Source organism: Anaerostipes sp. Marseille-Q3525 (genome assembly GCF_018223505.1).
GTDB classification, from domain to species: Bacteria; Bacillota; Clostridia; order Lachnospirales; family Lachnospiraceae; genus Anaerostipes; species Anaerostipes amylophilus.
The window spans coordinates 148,065-171,815 of record NZ_JAGTTT010000003.1 but is presented as its reverse complement, the minus strand read 5'-3'; the positions used below and the strand labels follow the sequence as shown (position 1 = coordinate 171,815).

The following is a 23,751-nucleotide window of genomic DNA, read 5'->3' as shown; positions in this document are numbered from 1 at the left end:
AGAAAGGAAAAAAGACTGTGATTTATGATTTTGCCGTTATCGGCGGTGATATGAGACAGGTATATTTAGCCAACTATCTAAAAAATCAAAGATATCAGGTTATCACATATGCAACCAAAAAAGAAGGCTCAGAATGCAAGGAAGGTAAATCTTTTGAAAATGTCATAAGAGAAGCGAAGTGCATGATTGGACCCGTCGTTTTTTCAAAAAACGGGGAAATCACAGGAAGTTCTAGCAACAAAAAAATGTCAGTAGAAACACTGCTTCAAGAAATGACGAAAGAACAGATTTTATTTGGGGGATGTATCAATGAAGAAATTCGACATGAATGTGAACAAAAAGGAATCAAAGCATTTGACTTCATGAAAATGGATGATGTCGCTATCTACAATGCGATCGCAACTGCAGAAGGTGCGATCATGGAAGCGATCAAGATGCAGCCGATCAATCTTCACAAAAGTCGTTGTCTGGTCCTTGGCTATGGAAGATGTGCAAAAGTTCTTGCAGCGAAACTAAAAGGAATGGATGCTCAGGTAACAGTTTGTGCCAGAAATAAAACAGCAAGAAGTCATGCAAAATCTTTTGGACTTGAGGTTATGGATTTTACGGAACTAAAACGGCGGATCTGTCAGTATGATCATATTTTTAATACCGTTCCAAAACAGATCCTAAAAGAAGATATCCTCAGAAAGATCTCCAAAGAATCCTGCATCATAGATATTGCTTCCTATCCTGGTGGAACAAACCATCAAATGGCGGAAAAACTAGGAATCTGTGCAAAACTATGCCCAAGTCTTCCAGGCATTTATTCCCCGAAATCTTCTGGAATCATGCTTGCAAAAAAAGTTTTAGAAATCAGTGGAGAGATCAAACATGGTATTGAAAAATAAAAGAATCGGAGTAGCAATGACAGGTTCCTTTTGCACTTACACAAAAGCCTTTGAACAGATCGATCGCTTACTAGAAGAAGGTGCGATCCTGCAGACGATCTTTTCTGACATATCCCAGCATATCAAATGCAGGTTTGGAAAAGGTGAGGAATTTGTAAAAAGAGCACACGATATGACAGGAAATGAACCGATGAAAACGATTGAAGAAGCAGAAATCATTGGTCCGACAGGGTGTCTGGATATCCTGATTCTAATGCCATGTACAGGAAATACCATGGCGAAACTTGCCAATGGAATTACAGATACCCCGGTTTTAATGGCAGCTAAAGCGCAGCTGCGGAATGAAAAACCAGTCGTTATCTCTATGGCGAGCAATGATGCCTTAGGTATGAATCTTAAGAATATCGGGAATCTTTTAAATCATAAGCATATTTATTTTGTACCATTCGGACAGGATGATCCGGTAAAGAAGCCAAACTCCATGATCGCGGATACAAGACTGCTCATTCCAACAATTTTGCAGGCATTAAAAGGCAGACAATACCAGCCGGTTCTCATTGATCATAAAAAATAAAAAGAGGTAGCGTGTATGTGTGGAATTGCAGGATTTCTAAATCCTAGAAACAATGATAAAAAAACAGAGAAAGAAATATATCAGATCTTAAAGAAAATGAATGAAGTTCAAAGACATCGAGGTCCAGATGATGAAGGGATATTTTTGGAAAATGGCTGTGCATTAGGGCATGTACGATTGTCAATCCTTGACCTTTACAGGGGACATCAGCCAATGTGTAAAAAGAAAGAAGGAAATACCTACGCAATCATCTTAAATGGCGAGATTTATAACATGAAAACGTTAAAAGAACAACTGATCAAAGAAGGAGAAATGTTTTCGACAACGAGTGACACGGAAGTTGTATTAACCGGGTATATCAGGTATGGAATTTCTTATATTGAAGAGTTGAATGGAATTTTTTCTATTGCTCTGTGGGATGGAAAACGGAAGAAATTATATTTGATCAGAGATCGTGTTGGTGTGAAGCCATTATTCTATACAAAACGGGGAGATACATTAATTTTTGCATCTGAGATCAAAGGCTTGTTTGCCTATCCAGGAGTCAAACCAGTGATCAACAGAGAAGGACTTTGTGAAATCTTTGGGTTGGGACCTGCAAAGTCATATGGAAAAGGAGTGTTCAAAGATATTTATGAAGTCCTTCCAGGGCATTTCCTGGAATACGATCGTGAAGGGCTGAAAGATCGTGCATATTGGGAATTGAAAGCGAAAGAACACACAGACAGCGAAAAAGATACGATCGAGCATACAAGGTGGCTAGTAAAAGATGCCGTGGAAATGCAGATGTTATCCGATATTCCAATCAGTACATTTTTATCCGGTGGAGTTGACAGTAGTCTTGTCACAGCAATCTGTGCGAAAAAGCTTCAAAAAGAAGGAAAAAATTTAAACACATTTTCCTTTGATTTTGTAAATAATCATAAATATTTTAAATCAAACGCCTTCCAGCCAAGCGAAGACCGTCCATGGGTTGATAAGATGGTTGATCATGCAAAGACAGATCACAGATATTTGGAATGCGACAATGAAAATATGATCGAAAATCTATACAAAGCAGTTGATGCCAGAGATCTTCCATGTATGGCAGATGTGGAGTCTTCGATGCTATATTTTTGTTCGAAAGTTGTAAAATATAACAAAGTAACATTAACAGGGGAGTGTGCAGATGAAATTTTTGGCGGTTATCCATGGTTTCATAAAGAGGAATGCTTCAAGGCAGAGATCTTCCCATGGTCTATGGATATGCAGCCAAGAAAAATGCTGTTAAATGATGATATCATACAGAAAGTGGATTTAGAATCTTATGCAAGAACAGCTTATCAAAAGACGATCAATGAGACGCCAAAACTTTATGGAGAAGATCGGATAGAAGCTAGAAGAAGGCAGATTTCTTATCTGAATCTAAGATGGTTTATGGTAACCTTAATGGATCGCATGGATCGCACGAGCATGCATTGTGGGTTAGAAGCACGAGTGCCGTTTGCTGATCACAGGATCGTGGAATATCTTTATAATGTTCCGTGGGAGTTAAAATGTTTAAATGGTGTGGTAAAAGGATTGCTAAGAGCAGCAGGGGAAGGAATTCTGCCAGATGAGGTATTGTATCGAAGAAAAAGTCCATATCCAAAGACTTATGATCCAAACTATGAAAAAATCTTATCCAAAGAACTTCTGAAAGTTATGGCAAAAAAAGGAGCACCGATCAAAGAACTGATCGATGCATATAAACTAAGCAGATTCTTAGACAGTCCGAAAGACTATGGTAAACCATGGTATGGACAGCTGATGGCAGGTCCTCAGATGATCGCTTACCTTCTGCAAGTCAATTACTGGCTGGAAAAATACCAGATCACATTGGATCTAAGTTAGCTAGATTAACATAAAATGTCTTAAAATATATAGCCATCCCGTAACTGTAAATGCACTAAACATCGTTGTTAACATGACAACACTGGAAGAAAGAGTTCCCTCATGTCCCATATTCTTCGCCATAACAAAACTACTTACTGTTGTTGCGGAACCAAGCATGATAAGGATGGCAACCAACTTATCGGTACGGAATCCAAGTTTCACTGCAATTGGCAGGAAAATGGCACAAAGACCAATAAGTTTCATAAAAGCAGCAATGGAAGATGGTTTGATCTTTCCAAAAGCTTTTTTGATATCGAAGGTAGCGCCCATCGCCATGAGTCCCATTGGAGTGGCGACATTTCCAATGCTTGAAATAACTTTTTTAGGGATTGCAGGCATTGGAATTTTTAATGCAGACCAGACAAGTCCAGCAACAATTCCGATAAGGATTGGGTTTGTCACGATTCCTTTGACCGTTTTTTTCACAACAGTATGGTCAAGCCCACTCTGTCCAGGTTTAAATACAGATAAGACAACAACAGCCATCATATTATATAATGGTACACTTCCAATGATCATCAAAGGAGCCATTCCGGCATTTCCATAAATGTTTTGGATAAATGCGATTCCAAGGAGAGCAGCACTGCTTCGGTAAGCCGCCTGAATAAATTCTCCACGGATCGTTTTATCACCTAGCAGACAAGAAATCAGAAAAGAAATCGTAATACTGATCATGGTAACGATAAAACAAAACAGGACAAACTTAACATCCCAGACTTTTGAAAAATCAACCGTTGCAAGATCCTCAAATACCAAGACAGGCAAAGGAACCATAAAAACAAACTTATTCATTTTCGAAGCAAAAATATCATCAATCCATCCAATCTTTTTAAAGACAAGTCCTAAGATCATCATCAAAAAGACAGGAACTGTAGCGTTTAAGCTAAAGATTAAATTTTCCATAATTACTCACTTTCTGTAGTATAAGCTGAACTTTTACTTGGTGTGATCAGGTAGTGGTAGATAAAATGTTTCACTGCAACAAAATGTTTTCTCGTCCACACAAGACAAAAACCACTGAAAACAGGCAGAAAACATACGAGAGAACCAGTATGTCCAAAGTTTTTGCAAGATAGATAAGAAACGATAACACCAAAATGGAAACAAAGCAAAACAGAAGCGAAAAATTTCCATTTTCTTAAGGCGTCGGGATCTTTACTGCAAAGATATTCTGTCATAGATGTCGTAAACTGACGCAGGTTATTCGTAGAAAAAATTGTAGAGCAGGTAAATCCATCCCCACCCTTAAAGGAACACCACTGAATTGCCATTGCAAAATACAACGGATAGAGGGCAATGAAATCATTCAGATCCGATGGAAGAAAAGCAACGATCAAGGCTGCCATTGCATCTATAAAAAGACTGACATAAGGAAGATGCAGCCTTGTAAACTTCGGTAAGATCACTGTCAGTGATAATGCAAACATATAAATAAAAACACCAAGAAGTCGCACAAAGAAATTCGCATCTGGGTGTCCAGCGAGATCTGCAAATACAGAGATCAGATTCGAAGTCTGCGCAGAACCAAAGAGTTCATGATGATTAAGAATCGAAAAACCACCAAGAAATCCCCCAACGATTGCCATATTAAAATGGATCCAACGATCCATATCCCTACTACACATGAAAAAACCAGCTTTCTTAAAATATTTCCAAAATATTATATAACCATCCAGAAGAATTGTAAAGTTATGATTTGTATGTAGGCTTGCATTCACTAACTGAAGACGGTAGTGGTTTCGATTACGTAAATTATTTGAATATTATAAAAAGGGTTATCTGTCTGAGTCGAGCGAGAGCGCGTCGCAGACAGATAACCCTTTTTATAATATTCCACCAATAATTTTCGTCATCAAACTAGCAAATTAAAATTTCGTGATCATTTCCATGATCTCATTACTTCTCTGAACAAATTTCGTCATTTCTTCAGGAGCTAATGTTGTATGACTTAACATGGCAAGATCATACAGCTGTTCGCAAATAATCTTTGCATTTTGGGCATCTCCATGCTCAAACAGATATTTCACAAGTGTATTATTTGCATTTAGAGTCAGAACCTGTGCAGGAGCACCAAACATATTAGGGTCCATACCAGGCATTGCATACATCTTCATCATATCCTGCATACGTCTGCTTTCTTCAGATAAAGTGATGATAGAAGAAATCTTTGCATCTTTTAATTTTTCAACGTGAACTTCAAGATTTTCTTTGTTTAAAGTCTTTCTAAACAGGTCAGTTAAAGAAGTCTTGATTTCATCTAATTCTTTTTCATCTACATCTTCTTTAAGGGCATCTTCGACATCCGCATCGATACGTTTAAATTTGATATGCTGATTCTGCTGTTCGATCTGTGTGATAAATGCAGAATCAATGTTATGATTTAAAATGACAGCATCCATATCCTGTTCTTTGAACATATTGATATACTGGCTTTGCTGAACTTCATCTGTGATATAGTATAAAGTTGTCACATCATCATCGTTTGCAGGAGCTGGAACAAGGTCGCTTAATGTTACATATTTATGTTCCATATTCTTAAATAAGATGTAATCTTTGATCTTATCTGCAAATTTCTGGTCACGGATGAATCCAAATTTGATAAATGGACTGATATCATCCCAGTATTTTTCATAAGATTCACGGTCTGTCTTGCACATACCAGTTAACTTATCAGCAACTTTCTTTGTGATGTAATCAGAAATTTTCTTCACGAATCCATCGTTCTGAAGAGCACTTCTTGATACGTTCAGTGGAAGGTCAGGACAATCGATCACACCTTTTAATAACATTAAGAATTCAGGAATGACTTCTTTGATATTATCCGCGATAAATACCTGATTGTTATATAACTTGATCGTACCTTCGATGGAATCATACTCTGTATTGATCTGTGGGAAGTAAAGGATACCTTTTAAGTTAAATGGGTAATCCATGTTCAGATGAATCCAGAATAATGGCTCTTTAAAGTCATGGAAGACTTTGTGGTAGAATTCTTTGTATTCTTCGTCTGTACATTCATTTGGACGTTTATTCCAAAGTGGATGTGTATCACTTAAAGAAAGAGGACGTTTGTTGATCTTTACAAGATCTTTTGCTGGAGATACTTCAACTGTTTCTTTTGTACCATCTTCGTTTTCTTTTTCTTCTGTTTTTGCATCTTCATGAATATGTTCTACAACAACATCATCATCTTTTATCTGATCTTCTGGGATTGTTTCAAATTCCTGTTCAGCACCTTCTACAGATAAGAAGATTTCAGTTGGCATGAAAGAGCAGTATTTCTCGATGATCTCTCTTGCACGGTATTCATTTGTGAATTCTGTACTTTCTTCATTTAAGAATAAAGTGATCTCCGTACCAACAGTCTCTTTTGTACCAGTTGTCATTGTATACTCTGTACCACCATCACAAGTCCAGTGAACAGGTTCAGCTCCTTCTTTATAAGAAAGAGTATCAATCGTAACTTCATCAGCTACCATAAATGCAGAATAGAAACCAAGACCGAAATGTCCGATGATCTGGTCACCTTCTGTTTTATCTTTGTACTGCTCTAAGAACTGAGTCGCTCCAGAAAATGCGATCTGCGTGATGTATTTCTCAACTTCGTCCGCTGTCATACCAAGACCAGTATCGATGAATTTTAAAGTTTTCTTCTCAGGATCAATGATAACGTCAACTTTATTTTTATGTCCTTCTGGGAAATTGTATTCTCCCATCATGTCTAATTTCTTTAATTTTGTGATGGCATCGCATCCGTTAGAGATTAATTCACGGAAGAAAATATCGTGATCGGAATAAAGCCATTTCTTAATAATTGGAAAAATATTATCGCTGTTAATGGAAAGAGTTCCTTTTTTTTCTGCCATAATGTTACACTCCTTTATTTAAAAATATTTTAGTCTTATTTTAAGTGTTCTATGTCAAATAGAACTTTTATAAATGTTATTGTAGAACCAAAGTTGATAAAAGTCAAGTAAAAATTAGCACTCAATAAAAAAGAGTGCTAATAATACATATACTTGTTAATTCTACAGCTACCTGTAAAAAATGCCTGACACATATAACAGGTACCAGTAATATATAAATATACAAGTATCTGTATAAAATAAAGAAGGAAAAACAAATGGATGAGATGTATAAAGATATTTACAAAAAGCTAATGACTCTTCAATGGCTTTTAAGGCGTTATCAGATGATGAATTGTAAGGAACACAATATTTATGAAAATAGAAATGAAGGACAGGGAAGAGTTCTTGCATTACTTAAGATTCAGCCAGAGATTGATATAAAGAAATCTTTGATTGTCTGACCAATGAAGAATTAGAGCAATTTTCTTCCTACATTGATTGAATTCTTTCCTCGCTGGAAGAAATGGTTGGAAACCCATTAGATCAGGAAGCATATGAGTGGATGGAAAGAATTCAGTTACATATGGGACGAGAACAATTTGAGAAAGTGGTAGAGGAATATGGATTTGGTGGAATGCCATTTATCAGGAGAAGTGGATTTGAACATTTTTCTCATGATTTCAGAGGAACAGCTCTAGAAGATCTTTCAGGGACAGCTCCATAGGACTTCTTTTTTTAGAAAAAGGAGAAGAAAGAAATGAATTCAAAAAACGAAAATTACTGGCTTTTGGAAGCACCTGTTTCAAAAGCAATATGGCATATGGCAATTCCAATGATTCTTGATGGTTTGTTGATCATTTCGAGTCTTATGTTTAATTATTATGCAATGAAATATGGAGACTATGTTCTTGCAGGCCTTGTTTTAATTCCAGCAATTGTTATTGGAAATCAGTTGTTCCAGTTAAATGGAGTGATATTTTCATTATTAGTTTCTGAAGCAATTTCATGCATGACGGGATGTGTGATGTATTATTTGATCCGAAGTAAATGATTTATGGTTTTTTAAAAAAAAGTGTGGTATAGTATGTTTAATTAAAGAAAGTAAAAGTTTTACGGAAAGGAAATGGCTGCAGTTGATGCAGTTCTTTACGGCAATCCTTCTTTTTAATGATGCACTTGCGTATATATTTCGTGGATGTGTAGGAAGTCTTGGATATTATATGGTGCGTATCAGCAATTTTATGGTATTTATATTGAGTGATGTGATCATGTTCTTTTTTCATGTCTATGTATGCAGTTATTTATTTGAAGATGGAGAATGGAAAAACACTACAAAATACTTATGAATATGCCAGTGATGGAGTTGTGCCACAGATCGATAATTTACAGGCAGTTCCAATCGATGTTATATCTGTATGGATGGAGTCTTTTCAGAAAGACGAAGTTTATTTTATGTCAAATATAGAACAGGAGAATGGATTTGAGTCTTATGGTATGCTGCAGGAACAAGAAGTAGACAGACTTCTTGCGGTACCACTTAAAAGAGAAAAATAAGACCAGAAAGAGATAATTAATGAACAAAATAAATTACCAAAAGCAATTAGATAAAGTAATCGAAAATTTAGGAGAAACGAAACCAACATTGCTACTGCATAGTTGTTGTGCTCCATGTAGCAGCTACGTTCTGGAATACCTCTCTCAGTATTTCGACATCACCATCGACTACTACAACCCAAACATCGATTCCAAGGAAGAATACGAAAAAAGAGTTCATGAGCAGCAGCGTCTGGTCAATGAAATGAATCTTCCAATTAAAGTAATTGATGCAGGATATGATCCACAGACGTTTTTTGATATGGCAAAGGGCTACGAACAGGAACCAGAAGGTGGCAAGAGATGTTATCGCTGCTACAAACTAAGACTAGATCAGGCAGCGAAACTTGCCAAAGAAGGTGGATACGATTATTTCACAACAACACTTACGATCAGCCCATTAAAAAACGCATCATGGCTGAATGAATTAGGACAGAAAGCAGGAGAACTTTTGGGCGTAGAATTTCTGCCATCAGATTTTAAAAAGAAAGGTGGCTACCAGAGATCTATTCAGTTATCCAAAGAATATAATCTGTATCGCCAGAATTTCTGCGGTTGCATTTTCTCGAAACGAGAAAGTGAAGAACGGATGAACAAACAAAAAAACATAGAAAAAATGTAGAAAAATACAAAAAAGTACTTGCAACGACAAAAAATTTATGATAAAATTTTTACAATTTGTAGAGAAATATTTCTGAAATAAAAAATGACCCAGGTATTGGAAGGACAAAATGGCTGAATTTCCAATACTTAGCTTCGTAATTTTTATTTTAGGATATTTCTTTTTTTTATACAAACAATAAGGGTTATGAGCAAACCCTTATTCTATAGGTAGAAAGTTAGTCTTTTCTACTATATACCCTATGAATGAGACTTTTTAGGAGGAAAAATTACATGAACGCATTTTTGATATTGGAAGACGGACACGTATTTGAGGGGAAAAGTTTTGGAGCCCAAAAAGAAGTGATCTGTGAAGTCGTATTTAATACTTCCATGACAGGTTATTTAGAAGTATTAACAGACCCTTCCTATCAGGGACAGGGAGTCGTAATGACTTATCCACTGATTGGAAACTATGGAGTATGTCTAGAGGACATCGAATCTGAAAAACCTTGGCATTCAGCCTTTATCGTAAGAGAAATCTCAAGAACTTCAAGTAACTTCCGAAGAGAAGAAGACTTAGAAGATTATCTAAAAGAACATGATATCCCAGGTGTTTGTGGTGTTGACACAAGAGCAATCACAAAGATCTTAAGAGAGCACGGATGCATGGGTGGAATGATCACTACAAATCCTAATTTTAATTTAGATGAAATTCTTCCAAAATTAAAAGAATACAGAGTGACAAATGCAGTAAAAACTGTTTCAAGAACAGAAAAAGAACATTTTCCTGGAGATGGATTTAAAGTTGCATTATTAGATCTTGGAACAAAAAATAATATTATCCGTTCTTTACAAAAACGTGGATGTGACGTTACAGTTTATCCTGCAGATACAACAGCGGAAGAAATCTTAGGAGATGATCCAGATGGAATTATGTTATCAAACGGACCTGGAGATCCAAAAGAATGTGTAGAGATCATCAAAGAGATCAAGAAGTTATATGACAGTGAAGTACCAATTTTTGCAATTTGTTTAGGACATCAGTTAATGGCACTTGCAACAGGTGCTGACACAGAAAAAATGCGTTGGGGACATCGTGGAGGAAATCATCCGGTCAAAGATTTAAAGAGCGGACGAGTTTACATTTCTTCTCAGAACCACGGATATGTGATCAAAGAAGAAACAATCGATCCAGATGTTGCAGAAGTTTCCTTTATCAATGTAAATGATAAAACAATCGAAGGATTAGACTATAAAAATAAAAATATTCGAACAGTTCAGTTCCATCCAGAAGCATGTCCTGGACCACAGGATACCAATTATTTATTTGATGAATTTATGGATAGAATGAAAGGAGCAAAAAATGCCTAAGAGAGAAGATATAAAGAAAGTACTTGTAATCGGGTCAGGACCAATCGTTATTGGACAGGCAGCAGAATTTGACTATGCAGGAACACAGGCTTGTAGAGCACTTCAGGAAGAAGGAGTGGAAGTAGTCTTAGTAAACTCAAACCCTGCAACAATCATGACAGATAAAGATATTGCCGATAAAGTATATATCGAGCCATTAACAGCTCCTGTCATTGAAAAGATCATCGAAAAAGAAAAACCGGACAGTATCCTTCCAACACTTGGTGGACAGGCAGCCTTAAACCTTGCAATGGAATTAGTAGAAAGCGGATATCTTGAAAAATCTGGAGTGAAACTGATCGGTACATCTCCATCAACAATTAAGAAAGCAGAAGACCGCCTGGAATTCCAGCAGACAATGGAAAAGATCGGAGAACCGATCGCAGCAGGACAGGTTGTTAAAACTGTAGAAGATGGAGTAGAATTCGCCAAAGTGATCGGATATCCAGCTGTACTTCGTCCAGCATATACACTTGGAGGAAGTGGTGGAGGAATCGCCCACAATCAGGAAGAATTAGAGACAATCCTTGAAAATGGTCTTCGTTTAAGCCGTGTAGGGGAAGTATTAGTAGAACGTTACATCGGTGGATGGAAAGAAGTCGAATACGAAGTAATGCGTGACGAAAATGGAACATGTATTACAATCTGTAACATGGAAAACATCGACCCAGTTGGTGTTCATACAGGAGACAGTATCGTAGTTGCTCCATCTCAGACATTAGGAGATAAAGAATACCAGATGCTTCGTACATCTGCATTAAATATCATCACAGAATTAGACGTTCATGGTGGATGTAACGTACAGTATGCATTAAATCCAGACAGCTTTGAATATTGTGTTATCGAGGTAAACCCTCGAGTAAGCCGTTCTTCAGCGTTAGCTTCCAAAGCAACAGGATACCCAATCGCGAAAGTAACAGCCAAGATCGCGATTGGATATACATTAGATGAAATTGAAAATGCGGTAACGAAGAAAACATATGCAAGTTTTGAGCCAATGCTTGACTACTGTGTCGTTAAGATGCCAAGACTTCCATTTGATAAATTTATTCATGCAAAACGTACTTTGACAACTCAGATGAAAGCAACTGGAGAAGTTATGAGTATCGGGACAAACTTCGAAGGAGCGTTAATGAAAGCCATTCGTTCCTTAGAGCAGCATGTAGACAGCTTAATCTTCGGTGATTACGATAAATTAACAGATGATGAATTATTAAAAGAACTTGAAAAGATCGACGACCTTCGTATCTATGTGATCGCAGAAGCAATTCGTCGTGGATTTGACTATGATACGATCTTTAACATCACAAAGATTGACCGCTGGTTCTTAGATAAGATCGCAGTCTTAGTTGAGATGGAAAAGAAATTAGCACAAGCCGATACATTAGATAAAGCTTTATTACAGGAAGCAAAACGTTTAGAATTCCCAGATAAAGTGATCGGAAGCTTAACAGGTAAGACAGAACGTGAGATCAAAGAATTAAGAAATGAATATAATATTCATGCATCTTACAAGATGGTAGATACATGTGCAGCTGAGTTTGATGCAGCAACACCTTACTACTATTCTTGCTATGACGGAGAAAATGAAGTCGAAGAAACATCAGGAAAGAAAAAAGTCATGGTACTTGGTTCTGGACCAATCCGTATCGGACAGGGTATCGAATTCGACTTCTGTTCTGTACACAGTGTATGGGCATTAAGCAAAGAAGGATACGAGACAATCATCGTAAACAACAACCCTGAAACAGTTTCTACAGACTTTGATGTTGCTGATAAACTTTATTTTGAACCATTAACAGCAGAAGATGTAGAAAGTATCGTAGATCTTGAGAAACCAGACGGTGCAGTCGTACAGTTCGGTGGACAGACAGCGATCAAATTAACAGAAGCACTGATGAAGATGGGAGTACCAATCCTTGGAACAAGTGCTGAAAATGTAGATGCAGCTGAAGATAGAGAATTATTTGACGAGATCTTAGAAGAATGCTGTATCCCAAGACCAAAAGGAACAACAGTCTTTACATGCGAAGAAGCAATCAAAGTTGCACATGAACTTGGATATCCAGTGCTTGTAAGACCTTCTTATGTACTTGGTGGACAGGGAATGCAGATTGCGGTATCTGATGAAGATATTACAGCATTTATGGAAGTTATCAACCGTTACGAGCAGGAACATCCAATCTTGATCGATAAATATCTGGTTGGTAAAGAAGTCGAAGTTGATGCTGTTTGTGATGGAACAGATATTCTGATTCCAGGAATCATGGAACATGTGGAACGTGCCGGAATCCATTCAGGAGACAGTATTTCCGTATATCCATCTATTAATTTAACAGACAGGATTAAACGAATCATCGCAGAATATACAAGAAAACTTGCAAAATCATTACACGTTATCGGACTGATCAACATTCAGTTTATCGTAGCAGATGATGAAGTATATGTCATCGAAGTAAACCCAAGATCTAGCCGTACTGTACCTTATATCAGTAAAGTAACAGGTATTCCGATCGTAGCATTAGCAGCGAAAGTGATCACAGGGGCAAAGATCAGAGATCTTGGATATGAACCAGGACTTCAGAAAGAATCTGAATACTATGCAGTGAAGAAACCTGTCTTCTCATTTGAAAAATTAAGAGGAGCAGAGATCAGCCTTGGACCTGAAATGAAATCTACAGGTGAGTGCTTAGGTATTTCTAAGAACTTCCATGAAGCATTATATAAAGCGTTCTTAGGAGCTGGAGTCAATCTTCCAAAATATAAGAAGATGATCTTAACAGTCAAGGATTCTGATAAGATCGATGCGATCGATATCGGACATAGATTTGAAGCGTTAGGATATGAGATCTTCTCAACAAAGAGCACATGCAGAGTCTTAAATGAAGCTGGAGTTCATGCAAAACCAATCAATAAATTAGAAGAACCATCTCCAAACTTGCTAGATCTCATTTTAGATGATAAAATTGATTTAGTCATTGATACACCATCACAGGGTGTAGGTCGAAGCAAAGATGGATTCCTGATCCGCCGTTACGCGATCGAAACAGGAGTAACATGCCTTACAAGTCTTGATACGGCAGATGCTCTGCTGACTAGTTTGGAAACAGGAAACAGAGATCAGCTCAGCGTAGTTGATATCGCACAGATTTAATAGAAGTAAGAAGGAGTGATGTTATGGGTCGATACACAAAACAAGATGTGATAGACCTCGTCAGAGAAAACGATGTAGAATTTATCAGACTACAGTTTTCTGACTTGTTCGGAACAATGAAGAACGTCGCGATCACCGCAAGACAGCTTGAGAAAGCATTAGATAACAAGTGTACATTTGATGGATCCAGTGTTGATGGATTTGTCCGCATTGAAGAATCTGATATGTATTTATATCCAGATCTTGACAGCTTTGCGATCTTCCCGTGGAATGCGGGAGGAAACCGTGTGGCAAGACTGATCTGTGATGTATATGGTCAGGATGGACTCCCATTTGAAGGGGATCCAAGAAATGTACTAAAACGTGTGATGGTTGAGTGCCAGAAGATGGGGTATAAATTTAACATCGGTCCGGAATGTGAATTTTTCTTATTCCACACAGATGAAGAAGGCCGCCCAACGACGGTTTCTCATGAGAAAGCCGGATATTTTGATGTAGCTCCATTAGACCTTGGAGAAAGTGCCAGAAGAGATATGATCTTGAATCTTGAGGATATGGGATTTGAGATCGAGGCATCTCATCATGAAGTTGCACCTGCACAGCATGAGATCGATTTTAAGTACGACAATGCCTTAAGAACGGCCGATAACATCCTCACATTTAAATTTATCGTAAAATATATTGCCAAAAGACATGGACTTTATGCAAGTTTTATGCCAAAACCAATTACAGGAGTGGATGGTTCTGGAATGCATCTTAACATGTCCTTATGGAAGAATGGAAAGAACATTTTTGCTGATTCTAAGAATGAACTTGGGATCAGTGATGAAGCTTTCTATTTTATGGCAGGAGTCATGGAACATGCAAATGAGATGTGTCTGATCACAAATCCACTGGTCAACTCTTATAAGAGAATCGTACCAGGATATGAGGCACCGGTTGATGTTTCATGGTCACCGTCAAACAGAAGCCCGCTCATTCGAGTACCGGCAGCCCGTGGAAGCGGAACAAGACTTGAATTTCGTAGTCCTGATTCTGCAGCCAATCCTTACCTTGCACTGGCAGTCAGCCTTGCAGCAGGATTAGATGGGATCAAGCGCAAATTAACCCCTGGAAAGGGTTCCATGAAGAATCAGTATGAGATGGCTGAGGGAGAAAAACAAAAAGCAGGAATCAATACACTGCCAAGAGACATGAAAGAAGCTCTTGAGATTTTCAAACAAAGCACTTATATGAAAGAACTCTTAGGAGATCATATCTTTAATAAATATGTGGAAGCTAAGAGTGCTGAATGGGAATCTTACCAACAGTTCGTATCACAATGGGAAGTCGATCGTTATTTATATAAGATCTAATGATTGACAGATACTTGATACGGGAGGTGAGAAGCTTGGTAAACGTCATCGTTTTATTCCCGAAAACAGAAGTCGCCAGAAGTATCAGAAATCTTCTGGTAAGAAGCGGTTTTGAAGTAACCGCTGTGTGTGCAACGGGTGCACAGGTAGTTCAACGTATGGAAGGTGTTGAGGAAGGGCTTGTCGTCTGCGGATACAAATGCTCAGATATGATCTACAGCGAGTTAAGAGAATACCTCTCAGGAGAGATAAAGATGCTGTTGATCGCTTCTCGCCAATATTTAGATGACTGTGTGTATCCGAACGTGACAGGACTTCCGATGCCTCTTAAGGGGCATGAACTTGTCGAGAAAACGAGAGAGATCGTTACCGAAATTTCTGAGAAGCAAAGACGAAGGAAACAACGGCCGAAACAACGTACTAGAGAAGAAATCCGTCTGCTTGATGAAGTCAAAGAATTACTGATGCAGAATAATCAGATCACAGAAAGCGAAGCCCACGCATATATACAGCAGCGAAGTATGAACAGTGGTGTGGGACTTATCGAAATGGCAAAAATGATCAAAGAATCATTAATATATCATAACTAGGAGGAATTTATGTTTAAAATTAACGACAACTACTTGAAACTGCCTGGAAGCTACTTATTTTCAACAATTGCGAAAAAAGTGAATGCATATTCTGAGGCAAACCCTGACAAAAATATTATTCGTTTAGGAATTGGAGACGTAACACAGCCTCTGGCACCAGCGATCATTGACTCTTTACACAAAGCAGTAGATGAAATGGGACATGCAGAAACATTTCACGGATACGCACCAGACCTTGGATATGAATTTTTAAGAAATGCAATCGCAAAGAATGATTATCAGGATCGTGGAGCAGATATCAAAGCAGATGAAATCTTTGTAAGTGATGGAGCAAAATGTGATTCTGGAAATATTCAGGAAATCTTTGCAAAGGATAACAAGATTGCCGTATGTGACCCTGTATACCCAGTATATGTAGATACAAACGTTATGGCAGGAAGAGCCGGAACATATGATAAAGCAACAGAAACATGGAGCGATGTTATCTACATGCCATGTACAGCAGAGAATAACTTCGCACCAGATTTCCCAAGCGAAGTACCAGATATCATTTACCTTTGCTTCCCTAACAATCCAACTGGATCAACAATCACAAAAGACCAGTTACAGGGATGGGTAGATTATGCAAACAAAAACGGATGCGTGATCATTTATGATGCAGCATACGAAGCATATATCTCAGAAGATAACGTTGCACACACAATTTATGAATGTGAAGGTGCAAGAACATGTGCGATCGAATTAAAGAGTTTCTCTAAGAACGCAGGATTTACAGGAGTTCGTTTAGGATATACTGTTATCCCTAAAGATTTAAAATGTGGAGATACACAGTTACATGCGTTATGGGCAAGACGTCACGGAACAAAATATAACGGAGCTCCATACATCGTACAGAGAGCTGGAGAAGCAGTTTACTCTGAAGAAGGAAAAGCTCAGTTAAAAGAACAGGTTGGATACTACATGAACAATGCAAAAGTAATCTTTAACGGATTACAGGATGCAGGATATACAGTATCTGGTGGTGTCAATGCACCATACATCTGGTTAAAGACACCAGACAACATGACATCTTGGGAATTCTTTGATCATCTGTTAGAAGATGCCAACGTCGTTGGAACACCAGGATCAGGATTCGGACCAAGCGGAGAAGGATACTTCCGACTTACAGCGTTTGGTAACTATGAGAATACAGTTGAAGCGATCGAACGAATCAAGAGAATGTAATTTAATTATTAAATTAAATATGCGATTTAGAAAAGAATGGGATATCAGGAATAGGGTGTTCCATTCTTTTTTTGTTTAGGCTATAATAAATCATAAGGTAGAAAAAGAAAGTTCATGTAAAAAGTGATAGAAATAAAGGACAGGCTTAATTAAAATTTCGGTAAACCTGTCCTTTCTTTTGTAATTATGAGATTTTTCTTGTATTCAATCCATTTTTTATATACAATAGAAGAAATAAAAAAACAAGATTTTCAAAAGAAGGAGATTTAAGACCAATGAAGAAGTTAGCTCTTGCTCAGGAATTAAAGGAAAATGCTTACCCAGGACGAGGAATCGTTATTGGAAGATCCAAAGATGGAAAGAAAGCGGTGACTGCATACTTTATCATGGGACGCAGTGAGAACAGTCGTAACCGTGTTTTTGTAGAAGATGGAGAAGGAATCCGCACACAGGCATTTGATCCAGCGAAGTTAGAAGATCCAAGCCTTATCATCTATGCACCTGTCCGTGTTCTTGGGGATGAAACGATCGTTACGAATGGAGATCAGACAGACACTGTTTATGAAGGAAGAGAAAAAGGACTTACTTTTGAGCAGTCTTTAAGAAGCCGTGAGTTTGAACCAGACGGACCAAACTACACACCAAGAATCTCAGGTCTTATGAAGATTGCAGACGGAACATTCCACTATGCAATGTCCATTTTAAAGAGTGATAATGGAAATCCAGAATCCTGTAACCGATACACATATACATATGAGAATCCGATCGCAGGAGAAGGACGTTTTATCCATACATATATGCATGATGGAAATCCACTTCCAAGCTTCGAGGGAGAACCTAAATTTGTTGGAATCGAAGAAGATATCGATGACTTCACAAACACACTTTGGAACAGCTTAAATGAAGACAACAAAGTATCTCTATTTGTACGTTATATTGATATTGCAACAGGGGAATATGAGACAAGAATCGTAAACAAGAACAAATAATCAGTCAATCAGCAGATCAAAGGAGAAGAAAAATGAAGGAATTAGAATTAAAGTACGGATGTAATCCAAACCAGAAACCATCAAGAATCTATATGGCAGACGGAAGTGAGCTTCCAATCGAAGTATTAAATGGAAAACCAGGATACATCAACTTTTTGGATGCATTTAACGGATGGCAGCTGGTAAGAGAATTAAAGAAAGCGACAGGACTTCCTGCGGCAACTTCTTTCAAACACGTATCACCTGCAGGAGCATCGGTTGGACGTCCAATGTCTGATACCTTAAAGAAGATCTACTGGGTAGACGATATGGGAGATTTATCTCCATTAGCATGCGCGTATGCAAGAGCAAGAGGTGCAGATCGTATGTCATCATTCGGAGACTTCATTTCTTTATCTGATGTATGTGATGCAGACACAGCACGTCTGATCAAGAGAGAAGTATCTGATGGAGTGATCGCCCCAGGATATACAGACGAAGCATTGGAAATCTTAAAAGGAAAGAAAAATGGAAACTATAACATCATTAAGATTGATGAAAACTACACACCAGCACCATTAGAGCATAAACAGGTCTTTGGTGTTACATTTGAACAGGGAAGACAGGAACTTCCAATTGATGATGAATTATTATCTAATATTGTGACAGAGAATAAAAACATTCCTGAAGAAGCATTGATCGATATGAAGATTTCTCTGATCGTATTAAAGTATACACAGTCTAATTCTGTATGCTTTGTAAAAGATGGACAGGCAATTGGAATTGGAGCAGGACAGCAGTCTCGTGTACATTGTACAAGACTTGCTGGACAGAAAGCAGACAACTGGTGGTTAAGACAGTGTCCAAAAGTTATGAATCTGCCATTTAAAGAAAAGATCCGCCGTGCAGACAGAGATAATGCGATCGATCTTTATATCGGAGACGAATACATGGATGTCTTAGCAGACGGAGCATGGGAAAATATCTTTACTGAGAAACCAGAAGTGTTCACAAAAGAAGAGAAGAGAGCATGGTTAGACAAATTAACAGATGTTACCTTAGGATCTGATGCATTTTTCCCATTCTTTGATAATATCGAGAGAGCACATAAGAGTGGAGTAAAATACATCGCACAGCCAGGTGGATCAGTCAGAGATGAGGCCGTTATTGACTGCTGTAACAAATACAACATGGCAATGGCATTTACAGGAATCAGATTATTCCATCACTAGAATTTCAAAAGACATAAAAACATATCAATTAACAAGATACTGGCAGGAGCCACGGTTTCATGACTGCTGCCAGTATGATATCTCAAAGAAAATTTCAATCAGATTACCAAAGAAAAATAGGATACATGAACGAAAAAAGTACCGAAAATAAGACTTGTTATTTATTTAACGAGAAAATTTATCGGATAGATATATTGTATTCAATCTAAATTTTGCTATAATAAAAGTAGTTAGATCAGACTAACTTATGAATGTAATAGAAATTATTTTGATCCAAGAAATGGAGGAGTTTTCAAAATGAAACAGTTTGAAGAATGGGAAGGTTTTAAAGGTAGAATGTGGAAGGAAGAAATCAATACAAGAGATTTCATCCAGGAAAACTACACACCTTATGATGGAGATGCAAGCTTCCTTGCAGGACCTACAGAAGCAACAGATAAATTATGGGGTATCTTACAGGGACTTCAGAAAGAAGAACGAAAAAAAGGCGGAGTTCTTGATATGGATACAGACATCGTCTCTTCTTTAACTTCTCACGGACCTGGTTATATCAGTGAAGAAACAAAAGATTTAGAGCAGATCGTTGGTCTTCAGACAGACAAACCATTAAAACGTGCATTTATGCCATATGGTGGTATCAAGATGGCAGAAGAATCTTGTCGTAACTATGGTTATGAACCAAGTGAAAGATTACATGAGATCTTTACAAAATATTGTAAGACTCATAACCAGGCAGTCTTTGATGCTTATACACCAGAAATGAAAAAAGCAAGACATAACAAGATCATCACAGGACTTCCAGATACTTATGGACGTGGACGTATCGTAGGTGATTATCGTCGTGTTGCTTTATACGGAATTGACTATTTATTAGAAGAAAAAGAAAATGACTTTGCAAACTGCGGATGCGGTGTTATGACAGATGATGTGATCCGTCTTCGTGAAGAATTAGCAGAACAGAAAAAAGCATTAAAAGACATGAAGGAAATGGCTCAGATTTATGGATTTGACATTTCAAGACCGGCTAAAACTGCAAAAGAAGCAATTCAGTGGATGTACTTTGGATATTTAGCAGCGATCAAAACTCAGAATGGAGCTGCTATGAGTATCGGACGTGTTTCTACATTCCTTGATATCTATATTCAGCGTGACCTTGACAAAGGAATCATCACAGAAGAAGAAGCACAGGAAATGATCGACCATTTAACAATGAAATTCAGAATGGTTAAATTCGCAAGAATTCCTTCTTACAACCAGTTATTCTCAGGAGACCCAGTATGGGCAACACTTGATCTTGCTGGTATCGGTGTAGATGGACGTTCTATGGTTACAAAGACAGACTTCCGTTTCTTGCATACATTAGAGAACATGGGACCATCACCAGAGCCAAACATCACTGTATTATATTCTTCTGCACTTCCAGAGAATTTCAAGAAATATGCAGCTGATATTTCTATCCGTACAAGCTCTATCCAGTACGAAAATGATGATGTCATGAAACCAGTATGGGGAGATGACTATGCAATCTGCTGCTGTGTATCTGCGACTAAGACTGGTAAAGAAATGCAGTTCTTCGGAGCAAGAGCAAACCTTGCAAAATGCTTATTATATGCGATCAATGGTGGTGTAGACTGCAAGACAAAACAGCAGGTAGGACCAGCCTACAAACCTATCATGTCTGAATACTTAGATTATGATGAAGTTATGCAGAAATATGACGTTATGATGGATTGGTTAGTAGACCTTTATGTAAATACATTAAACTTAATCCAGTATATGCATGACAAATATTACTATGAAGCAGCGGAATTAGCATTAATGGATACAGAACTTGAAAGAACATTCGCAACAGGAATCGCAGGATTCTCTCATGCAGTTGATTCTTTAAGCGCCATCAAATACGCAAAAGTTAAAGCAATCCGTGATGAAGATGGATTAGTTGTTGATTACGAAATCGACGGAGAGTTCCCTAAATACGGAAACGATGATGACAGAGCAGATGATATCGCAGTATGGCTGTTAAGAACATTCTTAGCAAAGATCAAAAAACATCACACATATCGTAACTCTGAGCCTACAACATCTATCCTGACGATCACATCTAACGTTGTATACGGAAAAGCAACAGGAACAATGCCAGATGGTAGAAAAGCAGGAGAACCATTAGCACCAGGAGCGAACCCAAGTTATGGTGCAGAGCAGAACGGATTATTAGCATCCTTAAACTCTGTAGCTAAGATTCCATACGAATGGGCATTAGATGGTATTTCTAATACACAGACGATCAACCCAGATGCTTTAGGACATGAAGATGGGGAAAGAATCAATAACCTTGTAAATGTCATGGATGGATACTTTGATCAGGGAGCGCATCACTTAAATGTAAACGTATTCGGTAAAGAGAAACTGATCGATGCGATGGAACATCCTGAAAAAGAAGAATATGCAAACTTCACGATCCGTGTATCTGGATATGCAGTGAAATTCATCGACTTAACAAGAGAACAGCAGATGGACGTTATTTCCAGAACATGTCATAAAACAATGTAATTTGAATTAGTGGAAAAGAATTATGAATGAAAAAATAACCGGAAAAATCCATTCCATCGAGACTTTTGGTCTTGTGGATGGTCCCGGTGTGCGGTTTATCGCTTTCATGCAGGGCTGCCGGATGAGATGCAAATATTGCCATAATCCGGAGACCTGGCAGGAAAACTGCGGTGAAGACTGGCAGCCTGAAGCCCTCTTAAAGAGGGCTTTGCGTTACCGCATGTACTGGGGAAAAGATGGAGGGATCACAGTTAGTGGTGGAGAACCCCTCTTACAGATCGACTTTTTAATTGAATTTTTTAAACTGGCAAAACAAGAAGGAATTCACACAGCCGTGGATACCTCTGCCAATCCATATACAAAAGAAGAACTATTCCATACAAAATGGTTAGAATTAATGAAATACACCGACCTTGTCATCTTAGACTTAAAAGAAATGGACGAGAAAAAACACAAGAAATTGACAGGCTGTCCAAACAGCAATATTTTAGCAATGGCACAGGAAGTCTCAGACCTAGGAGTAGATCTGTGGATCCGTCATGTGCTTGTCCCAGACCTAACAGACGATGAAGAAGGACTAGCAGACTTAAAACACTTCATCGATGGACTAAAGACAGTCAAGAGAGTAGAAATCTTGCCATACCATACACTTGGACTCTTTAAATGGGAAAAATTAGGAATTAAGTATCCGTTAGAAGGGGTACAGCCACCAAGTGAAGAAGCCGTAGCAAAGGCAGAAAAGATTCTTGGTATCGAGAAAACTTCTCAAAAATAAAGGTAGACAAATCATCCAAGATAGGATATTATAATAACAGTTAGTTAAGACTAACCAACATAAAACAAAAACAAAACATAACAAAGCTAGAAAATCTGACCAGACTTCCTTGGGTCGGATTTTTTATTTGGCTTTTTAAGCGTGTTGAATATGTATGAGTCAATAAAAATGGATATGCGAAGGTTACAAGTGGATTATCAGTTTTTGGGCAGACAAATATAGATGAAAAATCACCAAAACTTGATATTAGTAAAGATGTAGCTGGAAAAAAATAATGAGAATGATATTGAAAGAATTCTTGATGATTCAATGCAAACAAGAGGAATTACTACATATGTGAAAAATGGAAGTGCTCAAAAATATGGAAAAGAATATAGTCCAAAATCTGGGGATAAATTCGTACTTAGTGTTGCAAAAGGTGAAACGGTAGTATTGACAAAAGAAATTATCAATACTACTTGCAGGGGTATGCCTAACAGCTGCACTATACAGCGCAGGCACAACTTACGGACAAAACAAAACCAACTCCGCCAAGCAGAAAGAAGACACAGTCACAACAAACAAATACCAAGGCGTAACGATCAAAGACAAAGCCAAAGGAAAAGTGACAAAACAACAGGTCAGAGAACTAAAAAAAGAACACTCCGGTAAAGATGAAGGAAACATCATTATCTGGGAAGCAGAAGAAGCGAAATAGAGGGAAAAGAAATGTTAATACTAGATCTAATTATATAACTTATCACAGTAGTTATTGGAGTGGTACTATATACAGCTATATTTAAAATAGTAAAAAATGTGATTCATAAAATAATACATTAAAGAGGACAGTATTAGTTTTAGGGAAACAGTTGTGATATAACCAACACATTTTATTATTCAATAGTTCTTTCCAATAAACTTCAAGTATGTAAGATATCATAACAATCAAATAGTTCCCGTCCACAACGATTAGCGTTTTATCATTATTTTTGACCGATTCGCAGCCGACATGGTGTATTGTCTGAGCAATATGGAAGTCATTTTGGACTTCCATAAGCGAGTTATACAAGGAATGTCGGCGAATCAGCGATC

Annotated in this window: 21 protein-coding genes; 18 read left to right on the top strand and 3 right to left on the bottom strand. The window is 37.7% G+C overall.

Features of this window, described 5'->3' with window-relative positions:
- Positions 1 to 17 precede the first annotated feature (17 nt).
- The 3 genes from dpsA to asnB are packed head-to-tail and all read left to right on the top strand — an operon-like array spanning position 18 to position 3,336.
- On the top strand, positions 18 to 890 hold the full coding sequence (dpsA, locus tag KE503_RS03045; RefSeq protein WP_212384450.1) for a dipicolinate synthase subunit DpsA: 873 nt from the start codon (positions 18 to 20) through the stop codon (positions 888 to 890).
- On the top strand, positions 874 to 1,464 hold the full coding sequence (locus tag KE503_RS03040; RefSeq protein ID WP_009263984.1) for a dipicolinate synthase subunit B: 591 nt from the start codon (positions 874 to 876) through the stop codon (positions 1,462 to 1,464). Before dpsA ends, KE503_RS03040 begins: the two co-directional genes overlap by 17 nt.
- Before the next feature lie 15 nt (positions 1,465 to 1,479).
- Entirely contained in the window at positions 1,480 to 3,336 is a 1,857-nt protein-coding gene (gene asnB, locus KE503_RS03035; protein WP_212384449.1) for an asparagine synthase (glutamine-hydrolyzing), read from the top strand.
- Here asnB and KE503_RS03030 read toward each other — a convergent pair whose 3' ends face one another.
- The 3 genes from KE503_RS03030 to htpG all read right to left on the bottom strand — a co-directional run bounded on the left by KE503_RS03030 (position 3,337) and on the right by htpG (position 7,244).
- Positions 3,337 to 4,281 (bottom strand): AEC family transporter, encoded by a 945-nt coding sequence (locus KE503_RS03030; protein ID WP_117944708.1) that lies wholly within the window; start codon positions 4,279 to 4,281, stop codon positions 3,337 to 3,339.
- Positions 4,282 to 4,283: 2 nt separating this feature from the next.
- Positions 4,284 to 4,988: a YoaK family protein gene (locus tag KE503_RS03025; RefSeq protein ID WP_249182944.1), complete on the bottom strand. Its 705-nt coding sequence runs from the start codon at positions 4,986 to 4,988 to the stop codon at positions 4,284 to 4,286.
- Between the two features lie 255 nt (positions 4,989 to 5,243).
- Complete coding sequence (gene htpG / locus KE503_RS03020; RefSeq protein WP_212384447.1) at positions 5,244 to 7,244, bottom strand: molecular chaperone HtpG; 2,001 nt, start codon at positions 7,242 to 7,244, stop codon at positions 5,244 to 5,246.
- 257 nt (positions 7,245 to 7,501) lie between these two features.
- On the opposite strand from htpG, the gene KE503_RS03015 reads away from it, so the two are divergent.
- From KE503_RS03015 to pflA, 15 genes are all read left to right on the top strand, one after another.
- A complete protein-coding gene (locus KE503_RS03015) occupies positions 7,502 to 7,687 on the top strand; it encodes a hypothetical protein (protein ID WP_212384446.1) in 186 nt (61 codons plus the stop codon).
- Between the two features lie 62 nt (positions 7,688 to 7,749).
- The gene (locus tag KE503_RS03010) at positions 7,750 to 7,950 is read left to right on the top strand and encodes a hypothetical protein (RefSeq protein ID WP_212384445.1); all 201 of its coding nucleotides are present in this window, start codon (positions 7,750 to 7,752) and stop codon (positions 7,948 to 7,950) included.
- 33 nt (positions 7,951 to 7,983) lie between these two features.
- Positions 7,984 to 8,277, top strand: coding sequence for a hypothetical protein (locus KE503_RS03005; protein ID WP_212384444.1), 294 nt, complete (start codon positions 7,984 to 7,986; stop codon positions 8,275 to 8,277).
- Between the two features lie 82 nt (positions 8,278 to 8,359).
- Positions 8,360 to 8,572, top strand: a complete 213-nt coding sequence (locus KE503_RS03000) for a hypothetical protein (RefSeq protein WP_212384443.1) — start codon at positions 8,360 to 8,362, stop codon at positions 8,570 to 8,572.
- On the top strand, positions 8,532 to 8,780 hold the full coding sequence (locus KE503_RS02995) for a hypothetical protein (protein ID WP_212384442.1): 249 nt from the start codon (positions 8,532 to 8,534) through the stop codon (positions 8,778 to 8,780). The genes KE503_RS03000 and KE503_RS02995 overlap by 41 nt, the downstream gene beginning before the upstream one ends.
- A 19-nt stretch (positions 8,781 to 8,799) precedes the next feature.
- Positions 8,800 to 9,441, top strand: coding sequence for an epoxyqueuosine reductase QueH (locus KE503_RS02990; RefSeq protein WP_055196705.1), 642 nt, complete (start codon positions 8,800 to 8,802; stop codon positions 9,439 to 9,441).
- 272 nt (positions 9,442 to 9,713) lie between these two features.
- Positions 9,714 to 10,793, top strand: coding sequence for a carbamoyl phosphate synthase small subunit (locus KE503_RS02985; RefSeq protein WP_055196706.1), 1,080 nt, complete (start codon positions 9,714 to 9,716; stop codon positions 10,791 to 10,793).
- On the top strand, positions 10,786 to 13,986 hold the full coding sequence (gene carB, locus KE503_RS02980; RefSeq protein ID WP_055196707.1) for a carbamoyl-phosphate synthase large subunit: 3,201 nt from the start codon (positions 10,786 to 10,788) through the stop codon (positions 13,984 to 13,986). Before KE503_RS02985 ends, carB begins: the two co-directional genes overlap by 8 nt.
- A 23-nt stretch (positions 13,987 to 14,009) precedes the next feature.
- A complete protein-coding gene (glnA, locus tag KE503_RS02975; protein WP_212384441.1) occupies positions 14,010 to 15,341 on the top strand; it encodes a type I glutamate--ammonia ligase in 1,332 nt (443 codons plus the stop codon).
- A gap of 26 nt (positions 15,342 to 15,367) precedes the next feature.
- Positions 15,368 to 15,931: an ANTAR domain-containing response regulator gene (locus tag KE503_RS02970; RefSeq protein WP_253029822.1), complete on the top strand. Its 564-nt coding sequence runs from the start codon at positions 15,368 to 15,370 to the stop codon at positions 15,929 to 15,931.
- Between the two features lie 9 nt (positions 15,932 to 15,940).
- Positions 15,941 to 17,155: an LL-diaminopimelate aminotransferase gene (locus tag KE503_RS02965; RefSeq protein WP_212384439.1), complete on the top strand. Its 1,215-nt coding sequence runs from the start codon at positions 15,941 to 15,943 to the stop codon at positions 17,153 to 17,155.
- A 275-nt stretch (positions 17,156 to 17,430) separates the two neighbouring features.
- On the top strand, positions 17,431 to 18,144 hold the full coding sequence (locus tag KE503_RS02960) for an IMP cyclohydrolase (protein WP_055196710.1): 714 nt from the start codon (positions 17,431 to 17,433) through the stop codon (positions 18,142 to 18,144).
- A gap of 32 nt (positions 18,145 to 18,176) precedes the next feature.
- On the top strand, positions 18,177 to 19,355 hold the full coding sequence (locus KE503_RS02955) for a phosphoribosylaminoimidazolecarboxamide formyltransferase (protein WP_212384438.1): 1,179 nt from the start codon (positions 18,177 to 18,179) through the stop codon (positions 19,353 to 19,355).
- 297 nt (positions 19,356 to 19,652) lie between these two features.
- Positions 19,653 to 21,905 (top strand): formate C-acetyltransferase, encoded by a 2,253-nt coding sequence (gene pflB / locus KE503_RS02950; RefSeq protein ID WP_212384437.1) that lies wholly within the window; start codon positions 19,653 to 19,655, stop codon positions 21,903 to 21,905.
- A 22-nt stretch (positions 21,906 to 21,927) separates the two neighbouring features.
- Entirely contained in the window at positions 21,928 to 22,680 is a 753-nt protein-coding gene (gene pflA, locus KE503_RS02945; protein ID WP_212384436.1) for a pyruvate formate-lyase-activating protein, read from the top strand.
- Positions 22,681 to 23,751: the final 1,071 nt, after the last annotated feature.

Excerpts from the sequence above, each read along its gene's own strand:
- KE503_RS03040 (WP_009263984.1), top strand. The coding sequence starts at position 874 with ATGGTATTGAAAAATAAAAGAATCGGAGTAGCAATGACAGGTTCCTTT.
- asnB (WP_212384449.1), top strand. The coding sequence starts at position 1,480 with ATGTGTGGAATTGCAGGATTTCTAAATCCTAGAAACAATGATAAAAAA.
- KE503_RS03030 (WP_117944708.1), bottom strand. The coding sequence starts at position 4,281 with ATGGAAAATTTAATCTTTAGCTTAAACGCTACAGTTCCTGTCTTTTTG.
- KE503_RS03025 (WP_249182944.1), bottom strand. The coding sequence starts at position 4,988 with ATGGATCGTTGGATCCATTTTAATATGGCAATCGTTGGGGGATTTCTT.
- htpG (WP_212384447.1), bottom strand. The coding sequence starts at position 7,244 with ATGGCAGAAAAAAAAGGAACTCTTTCCATTAACAGCGATAATATTTTT.
- KE503_RS03015 (WP_212384446.1), top strand. The coding sequence starts at position 7,502 with ATGGATGAGATGTATAAAGATATTTACAAAAAGCTAATGACTCTTCAA.
- KE503_RS03010 (WP_212384445.1), top strand. The coding sequence starts at position 7,750 with ATGGTTGGAAACCCATTAGATCAGGAAGCATATGAGTGGATGGAAAGA.
- KE503_RS03005 (WP_212384444.1), top strand. The coding sequence starts at position 7,984 with ATGAATTCAAAAAACGAAAATTACTGGCTTTTGGAAGCACCTGTTTCA.
- KE503_RS02990 (WP_055196705.1), top strand. The coding sequence starts at position 8,800 with ATGAACAAAATAAATTACCAAAAGCAATTAGATAAAGTAATCGAAAAT.
- KE503_RS02985 (WP_055196706.1), top strand. The coding sequence starts at position 9,714 with ATGAACGCATTTTTGATATTGGAAGACGGACACGTATTTGAGGGGAAA.
- carB (WP_055196707.1), top strand. The coding sequence starts at position 10,786 with ATGCCTAAGAGAGAAGATATAAAGAAAGTACTTGTAATCGGGTCAGGA.
- glnA (WP_212384441.1), top strand. The coding sequence starts at position 14,010 with ATGGGTCGATACACAAAACAAGATGTGATAGACCTCGTCAGAGAAAAC.
- KE503_RS02965 (WP_212384439.1), top strand. The coding sequence starts at position 15,941 with ATGTTTAAAATTAACGACAACTACTTGAAACTGCCTGGAAGCTACTTA.
- KE503_RS02960 (WP_055196710.1), top strand. The coding sequence starts at position 17,431 with ATGAAGAAGTTAGCTCTTGCTCAGGAATTAAAGGAAAATGCTTACCCA.
- KE503_RS02955 (WP_212384438.1), top strand. The coding sequence starts at position 18,177 with ATGAAGGAATTAGAATTAAAGTACGGATGTAATCCAAACCAGAAACCA.
- pflB (WP_212384437.1), top strand. The coding sequence starts at position 19,653 with ATGAAACAGTTTGAAGAATGGGAAGGTTTTAAAGGTAGAATGTGGAAG.
- pflA (WP_212384436.1), top strand. The coding sequence starts at position 21,928 with ATGAATGAAAAAATAACCGGAAAAATCCATTCCATCGAGACTTTTGGT.